An 11,544-nucleotide genomic window follows, 5' to 3' on the forward strand; every position below is an offset into this window, starting at 1 on the left:
CCCTCCCGGCGGGACCGCGCCGAGGCACTGCCCGAGCAGATGCGCGAGGCGCTGCGCCGCCGGCTCGCCGGACGGGCCGGCGGCGCGGCCCCCGCCGCCCGGCCGGGCATCCCGCGCGCCGACCGGGAGCGCCCGCTGCCGCTGTCCTTCGCCCAGCAGCGCCTGTGGTTCCTGGACCGGCTCACGCCCGGCGACCCCCGCTACAACAGCGCGGTCGCGGTCCGCTTCACCGGCTCGCTGGACCAGGAGGCGCTGGGCGCCGCCCTGGCCGCCGTCGTGGCCCGGCACGAGGCCATGCGCACCACCTTCGAGGAGACCGACGGCCGCCCGGCGCAGCGCGTGCACCCGGCGGGCCCGGTGCCGCTGCCGGTACGCGACACCGCCGACCCGGACGCGGACCTGAGAGCGGAGTACGCCCGCCCCTTCGACCTGCGGCAGGGCCCGCTGCTGCGCGCCCTGCTGCTGCGCGAGTCCGCCACCGCGCACGTCCTGCTGCTGACGGCTCATCACATCGTCACCGACGGCTGGTCCATGGGTGTCGTCCTGGACGAGCTGTGCACCGCCTACGACGCCCTCGCCCGGGGTGCCGCGCCCCAACTGCCGCCGGTGGTCACGCAGTACCCGGACTTCGCGGTGTGGCAGCGCGAACAGCTCGCGGGCGCCCGGCTCGACGGCCAACTCGCGCACTGGAAGGAGCGGTTGACCGGCGCGGTGGCACCGGAGCTGCCCCTGGACCGGCCGCGGCGCGGCGAGGAGGCGGGCACCGGCGCCGTCCACACCTTCACCGTCCCCGCCGCGCTCACCACCCGGCTGCGCGCCCTCGCGCGGGAGCAGCACAGCACCCTGCACACCGCCCTGGTCGCGGCGACGCAGGCCCTGCTGGCCCGCTGGTCCGGACAGGACGACATCACCGTCGGCTCCCTGACCCCCGGCCGCTCCCGCACCGAGCTGGAACGCACCGTCGGCTTCTTCGTGAACACCGTCGTGCTGCGCACCGCGGTGGACCGCGCCGGCTCCTTCCGCGCACTGCTGGAGCGGGCCGCCGACACCGTCAACGACGCCTTCGCGCACGGCGACACGCCGTTCGAACGGGTCGTGGAGGCGGTCGGCGCGCCCCGCGAGCCGGGTCGCAACCCGCTGTTCGACGTCCTCGTCCTGCTGCACCCCGACCCGCCCGCCGCAGCATCCCCGCACGGCCTCGCCGCCAGCCCGGTCGACGTGCCCCGGCAGGCCGCCACCTTCGACCTGAGCGTGGAGTTCGTACCGGACGGCGAGCGCCTGACCGGGCTGCTGGAGTACCGCACCGACCTGTTCGACGCGGCCACGGCCGAACGGCTGGCCGGACAGCTGCTGCGTCTCCTGGAGGGCGCCACCGCCGCCCCCGACCGCCCGCTGGGCACCCTGCCCCTCCTCTCCGAGGCCGAGACCCGCCAGGTCCTCGGCTTCGGGAACCCCGGCACGCACCACCCCGAGCCCGACACCCCGCACGCGGCACTGTTCGAGCGCCGGGCCGCCCGCACCCCGGACGCCCTCGCCCTCGTCGCGGGCGGCGAACGCCTCGACTACGGCACGCTCAACGCCCGCGCCAACCGGCTCGCCCACCACCTCATCGCGCGCGGCGCCGGACCGGAACAACTCGTCGCGCTGCGGCTGCCGCGCACCGCCGACATGATCACCGCGATCCTCGCCGTCTGGAAGTCCGGCGCCGGCTACCTCCCGCTCGACACCGCGCTGCCCGAGGAGCGCGTCCAGTTCCTGCTGGACGACGCCCGCCCTGCCCTGGTCCTGGACGAGGCCGCGCTGCGCGCCGTACCCGCGAGCGCCCCGGACACCGACCCGACCGACGCCGACCGGCGCGCCCCGCTGGATGCGGACCACACCGCGTACGTCATCCACACCTCCGGCTCCACCGGCCGCCCCAAGGGCGTCGCCGTGTCCCACCGCTCGGCGACGCGCCTGCTCGCCGCGCACCGGGCGGGCTTCGTCGCCGAGGCGGGCGGCGGCCCGCTCCGCATCGCGCTCACCGCCTCGTTCTCCTTCGACACCTCCCTCGAGGGCGTGCTGCTGATGGCCGACGGCCACCCGCTGCACCTGGTCGACGAGGTGACCCGGATGGACCCGGCCGCCCTGGTCGAGTACGTCGTCGAGCACCGCGTCGACTTCCTCGACGTCACCCCCTCCTACCTGCGGCAGCTGCTGCCCGCCGGGCTGCTCACCGACCCCCGGCACCACCCCCGCGTCCTCATGCTGGGCGGCGAGGCGGTCGGGCCCGCGCTCTGGCGGGAGCTGGCCGCCCACCCGGACGTGGCCGCCCACAACTTCTACGGCCCCACCGAGTGCACCGTCGACGCGCTGTCCTGCCGCATCGACGGCGGGGACCGCCCGCTGGTGGGCCGACCGCTGCTCGGCGTGCGCGCCTATGTGCTGGACGACCGGCTCCAGCCGGTCCCGCCCGGCGTCGGCGGCGAGCTGTACCTCGCGGGCGGCCAGCTGGCCCGCGGCTACACCGGCCGCCCCGGTCTGACCGCCACCCGGTTCCTGCCCGACCCGTTCGGCCCGGCGGGCGGCCGCATGTACCGCACCGGCGACCTGGCCCGGTGGACCGCCGACGGCCGCCTCGACTACCTCGGACGCGCCGACGACCAGGTCAAGGTGCGCGGCCACCGCATCGAGCCCGGCGAGATCGAGGCCGCCCTGCTCGCGCTGGCCGGCATCACCGCCGCCGCGGTCGTGGCCGTACCCGACGCGCAGGGCCACACCCGGCTCGCGGCCTACGTGGTGCCCGCGCCCGGCGCCCCCCGGCCCGCCCCCGCCGACCTGCGGGCGGCCCTGCGCCGCGTGCTGCCCGACGCCTGGGTGCCGTCCTCCTTCACCGCCCTGGACACGCTGCCGCTGACCACCAGCGGCAAGCTGGACCGCCGCGCCCTGCCCGCCCCCGAAACCCCGGAGACGGAACGGGAGTTCGTCGCCCCCCGCACCCCCGAGGAGGAGACCCTCGCGGCCGTCTGGGCCGAGGTGCTCGGGGTGGACCGGGTCGGCGTCACGGACAACTTCTTCGAGCTGGGCGGCGACTCCATCCTGAGCATCCAGGCCGTCTCGCGGGCCCGTGCCGCCGGGCTGCGGATCGGCTCGCAGGACGTCTTCCGGCACCAGACCGTCGCCGATCTGGCCGCCGCCGCGGGCCTCGCCACCGCCGCCGTGCCGGCGCCCCGCCGCCCGAGGCAGGAGGGGCCCGCCCCGCTCACGCCGGTCCAGGAGTGGTTCTTCGCCACGCACGGCCCGCTGCGGCACTTCAGCATGTCGATGGTGCTCGACCTGCCGCACGACCTCGACGAGCGGGCCCTGGAACAGGCGCTGGCCGTCCTGGTGGCCCGGCACCCCGCCCTGCGCACCCGCTTCGTCCGCTCCGGGGACACCTGGCTCCAGCACCCCGGCGCAGGGACGGACACCCCGCCGCTGACCCGGCACGCTCCAGGGACCCCGCCCGCCGAGGCCGCCGAGCAGGCCCGCGCCGCCCTCGACCCGGCCACCGGGACGCTGCTGCGCGCGGCCCTGCTCACCGGCGCAGAGCGCCCGCGGCTCTTCCTCACCGTCCACCACCTGGCGGTCGACAGCGTCTCCTGGCGGGTGCTGCTCACCGGCCTGGCGGACGCCTACCGGCAGGCGGCGGCGGGGGAGGAGCCCCGGCCCGAGCCCGAGCACACCGCGTTCGCCGACTGGGCGCGCGAACTGGCCGAACTGGTACGGTCCGGCGGCCTCGACGACGACCTGCCCCACTGGACGCGGGAGGCCGCCCAGCCCCGCACCCCGCTCCCCGTCGACCTGCCCGGCACCCCGCTCGCCGGCTCCGTGCGCACCGTCCGCACCCGGGTGGACCGCGCCACCACCGAGGCCCTGCTGCGGCGCGTCCCGGGGGTGTACCGCACCCAGGTCAACGACGTACTGCTGAGCGCGCTCGGCCGGGTGCTGGCCGACTGGACGGGCACCGACCGGGTGACCGTCGCGCTGGAGGGCCACGGCCGTGAGGAGGACCTGGCCGAGGGCGCCGATCTGTCCCGCACGGTGGGCTGGTTCACCACCCAGTACCCGGTCACCCTGACCCCGGCCGGACCGGACGACTGGGGGAGCACCCTCAAGGCCGTCAAGGAGCAGCTGCGCGCCGTGCCCCGCCGGGGCCTCGGCTACCAGGCGCTGGCCCACCTCGGCTCGCCCCGCGCGGAGGCCCGCGCCCTCGGCGAACTCCCGCTGCCCCAGGTGTGCTTCACCTACCACGGCCAGTGGGAGGCGCCCGCCGGCGGCGACTTCGCACCCGTCGCCGACGTGCCCGGCCGGGACACCGACCCCGGCGAGCCCCTCGACCACCTGCTCGACGTGTCCGCCCTGGTCGCCGACGGCGAGCTGGAGATCACCTGGCACTACAGCGACCAGGTGCACCGGGCCGCCACCGTGGAGCGGCTGGCCGACGGCATGGCGCGGGCCCTCGGCGCCATCGCCGAGCACTGCGCGCGACCCGGCGCGGGCGGCCGTACCCCCTCCGACTTCCCGCTGGCCCGCCTGGACCAGGCCGGTGTGGACCGTATCGCCGGCGACGGCCGGGACATCGAGGACCTGCTGCCGCTCACCCCGCTCCAGGAGGGCATGCTCTTCCACCGGCTGGTCGGCGGACCGGACGACGTGTACGTCGACCAGGCCGCCCTGCTGCTGGAGGGCGTCACCGACCCCGGTGCGCTCGCCCGGGCCTGGCAGCGGGTCACCGACCGCACCCCCGCCCTGCGCGCCTCCGTGGTGTGGGAGGGCGTGCCGGTCCCGCTCCAGGCCGTGCACCGCCAGGTCACCGTGCCGATCGAGCAGGTGGACTGGCGGGAGCTGGACGCGGCGGAGCGGGACACGCGCTGGGACCGGCTGCGCGCCGCCGACCTCGCGCGCGGAGTGGACCTCACGGCCGCCCCGCTGATGCGGCTCACCCTGGTCCGGCTGCCCGGGGACCGGCTGCACCTGCTGTGGACCTCCCACCACCTCATCCTGGACGGCTGGAGCCTGGCCCAGGTCCTCACCGAGGTGTTCGCCGAGTACACGGCGCTGACCACCGGCGCCACGCCCCGGCCCCCGGCCCGCCGTCCGTTCGGCGACTACGTGCGCTGGCTCGCCGGGCAGGACGGCGCGGCGGCCCGCGCGCACTGGCGGGACGTCCTCGCCGGGTTCGCCACCCCCACCCCGCTGCCCGCCGACCGGACCCGGCGCCCGGGACACGAGACCCGCTCCGGCGGCCTGCACACGGCCGGTCTCTCCGACGAGGTCTCCGCGCGGCTGGCCCGCACCGCCCGCGCCGCCGGACTCACCCTCGGCACCGTGGTGCAGGGCGCCTGGGCGCTGCTGCTGTCCCGCTACAGCGCCGAGCAGGACGTGCTGTTCGGCACCACCGTCTCCGGGCGCCCCGACGACCTGCCCGGCGTCGAGTCGATGGTCGGCATGTTCATCAACACCCTGCCCACCCGCGTCCGCGTCGACGGCCGCCGTACCGCCACCGCGTGGCTCAGGGAACTCCAGGAAGCACAGGCCGACGCACGGCGGTTCGCGGCGGTGTCCCTCGCCGAGCTGACCGCGCTGAGCGACGTGCCGTCCGGCAGCCCGCTGTTCGACAGCATGGTCGCCTTCGAGAACTACCCCTTCGACGAGGCCCGTTCGGCCGACACCGGGATACGCCTGGCGGAGGTGTCCGCCCGCGACGCCACCAACTACGCGCTCGTGCTGCGCGCCTACCAGGGCGACCGGTTCGGCTTCGACCTCGCCTACGACCCGGAGCTGTTCGAGTCCGCGACCGCACGGGACCTCGCCGACCGGCTGTGCCTGCTGCTCACCGAGCTGGCCGACGACCCGGAGCGGCCGGTGCGCGACCTCGCCTGGATCACCGCCGAGGAACGGCGGCACCTCCCGGTCCGCTGGAACGGCACCGAGGAGGGCCGGCCCGCCGACACCCTGGACGGCCTCTTCACCGCCCAGGCCGCCCGCACCCCCGGCGCCGAGGCCGTCAGCTGCGGCGCCGACCGGCTCGACTACGCCACCCTCGACGCCCGCTCCGGACAGCTCGCCCACCGGCTCGCCGAACTCGGCGCCGGACCCGAGACGTTCGTCGCCCTGGCGCTGCCCCGCTCCACCGACCTGGTCGTGGCCGTGCTCGCCGTGCTGAAGACCGGCGCGGCCTACCTGCCCATCGACCCCCGGCTGCCTGCCGAACGGGTACGCCACCTGCTCGCCGACGCCGCCCCGGTGGCGTTGGTGACCACCGCCGGAGCCCAGACCGACCCGGTCGTACCGCTGCTGCCGCTGGACGACCCCGAGGTCCGCGCCGACCTGGCCCGCCGTCCGGCCGCGGGCCCGGCCCGCCGCGCCCTGCCCGACAGCCCCGCCTACGCCATCTACACCTCCGGCTCCACCGGCCGCCCCAAGGGCGTGGTCGTCCCGCACGCCAACGTGGTCCGGCTGTTCGGCCGCACCCGGCACTGGTTCGGCTTCGGCCCCGACGACGTGTGGACGCTGTTCCACTCCTACGCCTTCGACTTCTCGGTGTGGGAGCTGTGGGGCCCGCTGCTGCACGGCGGCCGGCTGGTGATCGTCCCCGAGGACACCGCGCGCTCCCCGGAGGACTTCCTGCGGCTGCTCGCCGACGAACGGGTCACCGTCCTCAACCAGACCCCCTCCGCGTTCTACCCGCTCGCCCGGGCGGACGCCGAACTTCCCGACGTCAGCGCCCGGTTGGCGCTGCGCACGGTGATCTTCGGCGGTGAGGCGCTGGACGTGGACCGGCTCGCCGACTGGTACCTGCGCCACCCGGACACCGCGCCGCGCCTGGTCAACATGTACGGCATCACCGAGACCACCGTGCACGTCACCTACGCCCCGCTGGACCGCGCGACGGCCCGCACGGGCGCCGCGAGCCCCATCGGCGCCGGCATCCCGGACCTGCGGGTCCATGTGCTCGACGAGCTGCTGCGGCCGGTGCCCCCCGGCGCCGTCGGCGAGCTGTTCGTCGCCGGTGAGGGCCTGGCGCGCGGCTACCTCAACCGGCCCGGCCTCACCGCGACCCGGTTCCTCGCCGACCCGTTCGGCCGGCCCGGCACCCGCATGTACCGCACCGGGGACCGGGCCCGCCGCCGGGCCGACGGCTCCCTCGAATACCTGGGCCGCGCCGACCAGCAGGTGAAGATCCGCGGCTACCGCATCGAACCCGGCGAGATCGAGGCCGCCCTGCACACCCACCCGGGCGTGGGCGCCGCCGCCGTCGGCGTGTACGAGGACACCACCGGGACCCGCCGGCTGGTCGCCCACGTCGTCGGCACCGGCTCCGGCGACCGCACCGCGCCGCCCCCGCCCGCCGCCGAACTGCGCGCCCATCTGGAGGGGCTGCTGCCCGCGCACATGGTGCCCGCGGCCTATGTGCCGATGGCCGCGCTGCCGCTCACCGTCAACGGCAAGCTCGACCGGCGCGCCCTGCCCGCCCCCGGCCCCGACGGCTTCGCCGCCGACCGCGAGCGGACCCCCCTGCGCACCGACGCCGAACGGCTGGTCGCCGCCGCCTGGACGGACGTCCTGGACACCGACGAGGTCGGCGCCGACGACGACTTCTTCGCCCTCGGCGGCGACTCCATCCTCGCCGTGCGGGTCACCTCCCGGCTGCGTGCCGCCTTCGGCACCGACGTCTCGCCCCGGCTGCTGTTCACCCACTCCACGCTGTCCGCCCTCGCCGCCGCGCTCGGCGCACCGGGACCCGCGCACACCGCCGACGTCATCCCGGCCCTCCCCGCCGACGCCCCGGCCCCCCTGTCGTACGCGCAGCAACGCCTGTGGTTCCTCGACCGGTTCGAACCCGGCAGCACCGAGTACACGACCCTGTCCGCACTGCGGCTGCGCGGCCCGCTGGACACCGCCGCGCTCGGCGTGGCCCTGGACGGCCTGGTCGCCCGGCACGAGATCCTGCGCACCACGTTCGCCGAACAGGACGGCCAGGCACGGCAGATCGTCCGCCCGGCGCACCCCGTCGAGCTGCCGGTGACCGAACTCCCGGACCCCGCGGCCCTGGACGGCTTCCTGGAGCGGGTGGCCGCCACCCCCTTCGACCTGACCACCGGGCCGCTGCTGCGCGCCCGCCTCGCCCGCCTCGCCGCCGACGACCACGTCCTCGTCCTGGCCGTGCACCACATCGTCACCGACGGCTGGTCCATGGGCGTGCTCGGCCGGGACCTGAGCGAGCTGTACGCGGCGGCCCTCGCGGACCGCCGGCCCGAACTGCCCGCGCTGCCCGTCCGCTACGCCGACCACGCCGCCTGGCAGCGGGCCCGCGCCGACCGCGCCGAGACCGAACTCGCCCACTGGCGAGCGGCGCTGGACGGCGTCACCCCGCTGGAGCTGCCCACCGACCGGCCGCGCCCGGCGGTCCGCACCCGCGAGGGCGACCTGGTGACCTTCACCCTGCCGGGCGCGCTCACCGAGCGGCTGCGCGAGCGCGGCCGGGAGGCCGACGCCACCCTGTACATGACCCTGGTGACGGCCTGCCAGCTCCTGCTCGCACGCTGGGCCGGGCAGGAGGACATCACCGTCGGCACCGTGACCGCGGGCCGCGACCGGCCCGAACTGCACGACGTCGTCGGCATGTTCGTCAACACCCTGGTACTGCGCTCCCGGGTCCGCCCCGAACTGCCCTTCCGCGAGCTGCTGTCCGAGGTCCGTACGACCGTCCTGGCCGCGTTCGCCCACCAGGAGGTGCCCTTCGAGCGGGTGGTGGACGCCGTCCAGCCCGAGCGGGACACCAGCCGCACCCCGCTGTTCCAGGTCATGGTGGCCCTGCACAACCTCGACGCCGAGCCGCCCCGGCTGCCCGGCCTGACCGCGGAGCCGGTGACCCCGCCGGTCCGCAACGCCACCTTCGACCTGGCCTTCGACTTCGTCGAGACCGGCGACGGCCTGACCGGCTACCTGGAGTACAACACCGGGCTCTTCGACCGCGACACCGTCCAGCGCCTGGCCGGCCGGCTGCGCGTCCTGCTGGAGGCCGCGACCGAGTCCCCGGAACGGGCCGTCGGCGCGCTGCCGCTGATGACCGACGACGAGCGGCGGCAGGTGCTCCGCTTCGGCGAGGGCGCCCGGCTGCCCGAGCCGGACACCACCTTCCCCGCCCTGTTCGAGGCCCGGGCCGCCCGCACCCCGCACCACACCGCCCTGGTCGCCCGCGACACCACCCTCGGCTTCGGCACGCTCAACGAGCGCGCCAACCGGCTCGCCCACCACCTGATCGCCCGGGGCGTCGGCCCTGAGGACGTCGTCGCCGTACGCCTCCCGCGCACCTCCGAGCAGGTGATCGCGCTGCTCGCGGTCGCCAAGGCGGGCGCCACCCTGCTCAGCCTCGACCCCGAACTCCCCGAGGAGCGGGCTGACTTCCTGCTCACCGACGCCCGGCCGCACACCCTGCTCGCCGACCTCGCCGAGGTGCCCTGGGACCGGCTGCCCGCCCACGACCCGACCGACGTCGACCGCGTCCGGCCCCTGCTGCCCGGCCACACCGCCTACGTCATCTACACCTCCGGCTCCACCGGCCGCCCCAAGGGCGTCGCCGTCGAACACCGGCAGCTCGTCAACCTGTGCCGCGACCACGAGGCGGGCCTGCTCGCCCCGCACACCGCGGACGGCCGCCGGCTGCGGGCCGCGCTCAGCGCCTCCTTCTCCTTCGACACCTCCTGGGAGGGGCCGCTGCTGCTCGCCCTCGGCCACGAGGTGCATTTGATCGACGAGGACGTACGCCTGGATCCCGAGGCGTTCTGCGCCCGGGTCGCCGACCGCCGCCTCGACCTGGTGAACGTCACCCCGTCCTTCCTGCGGGAACTGACCTCCGCCGGACTGCTGGCCCCCGGCCGCCACCACCCGGGCCTGCTGCTCGTCGGCGGCGAGGCCGTCACCCCGGCCGACTGGCGCGAACTCGTGCGGGTGGAGAGCGAGTTCCAGGTCGCGGTGTACAACATGTACGGGCCCACCGAGTGCACCGTCGACGCCGTCTACGGCCGCGTCGCGGACCGCCCCGAGCGGCCCGTCATCGGCCGCCCCGGCGGCAACCTGCGCGCCTACGTGCTCGACGGCGCCCTGCGTCCGGTGCCGCCCGGGGTGCCGGGCGAGCTGTACCTGGCCGGGGACCAGGTGGCCCGCGGCTACCTCGACCGGCCCGGCCTCACCGCCGCCCGCTTCGTCGCCGACCCGTTCGGGGCGCCCGGCGAGCGGATGTACCGCACCGGGGACCGGGCCCGCTGGGACCGGGACGGGCTGCTGGAGTTCCTCGGCAGGGTGGACGAGCAGGTCAAGATCCGCGGGTTCCGCATCGAGCCCGGCGAGGTGGAGGCCGCCCTCCTCGACCACCCGGACGTCGGCGACGCCGCCGTCGCCGCCCGCGAGCACGGCGGCCGCCTCATGCTCGTCGGCTATGTGGTGCCGGCCGGCGACCGCGTCCCGTCCGCCGACGTCCTGCGCCTCGCGCTGCGCCGCACCCTGCCCGACCACATGGTGCCCACCGCGTTCGTCCCGCTGGCCCGCATCCCGCGTACCACCAGCGGCAAGACCGACCGGCGCGCCCTGCCCGCCCCGCCCGCGCAGCCCGACAGCGCCACCGCCTACGTCGCGCCCCGGCCCGGCACGGAGGAGCGCCTGGCCGCGATCTGGGCGCAGGTGCTCGGTGTGGAACGGGTCGGCGCCCGCGACAACTTCTTCGCGCTCGGCGGCGACTCCATCCTGAGCATCCAGATCGTCGCCCGCGCCCGGCAGGCCGGACTCGCCCTCACCACCAAGGACGTCTTCCGCCACCAGACCGTGGCCGAACTGGCGCTGCGCACCGAGGAGTCGGCGCCCCGGACCATCGCCGCCGAAGAGAGTGGCGAGGCCCCGCTCACTCCGATCCAGCACTGGTACCTGGACGGCCGCGACCCCGGGGACCGGCTCCGCTTCACCATGACCCAGCGCCTCGAACTCGCCCCCGGCACCGGCGAACCGGCCGTCCGCGCGGCCGTCGACGCCCTGGTCCGCCACCACGCGGCCCTGCGCACCCGGTTCCACCGCACCGCCGACGGCTGGCGGCAGGAAGCCCTGCCGCAGGCGCCGGACGGCGTCTTCAGCCACCACGACACGGCCGGCCTGGACGGCGCCGCGCTGGAGGGCGAGGTCCAGCGGCTCACCGACGAGGCGCGGTCCGCGCTCGACCCCGCCGAGGGCCGCGTCGTCCGCGCGCTGTTCGTCGACCGGGGACCGGCACAGCCGCCCCAACTCGTCATCACCGCACACCACCTGGTGATCGACGGCGTCTCCTGGCGCATCCTGCTGGCCGACCTGGAGACCGCCCACCGCGCGGCGGCGGCCGGCCGGCCCGTCGAACTCCCCCCCACCGGAACCTCCTTCACCCACTGGGCCACCCGGCTCGACCGGCACACCCGCTCCGGGGCCCTGAACGCCGACCTGGCGTACTGGACACGCACCGCCGCCGCCCCGGCCGCGCTGCCCCGGGCCGGCCCGGCC

General features: G+C 76.4%; 1 pseudogene. It reads left to right on the forward strand.

The features are described from left to right. Positions 1–39: 39 nt before the first annotated feature. A pseudogene (locus GHR20_RS38220) lies at positions 40–11,475 on the forward strand (amino acid adenylation domain-containing protein); the annotation flags it as partial. Positions 11,476–11,544 lie beyond the last annotated feature (69 nt).

The organism is Streptomyces sp. SUK 48, from assembly GCF_009650765.1.
Lineage (GTDB): Bacteria > Actinomycetota > Actinomycetes > Streptomycetales > Streptomycetaceae > Streptomyces.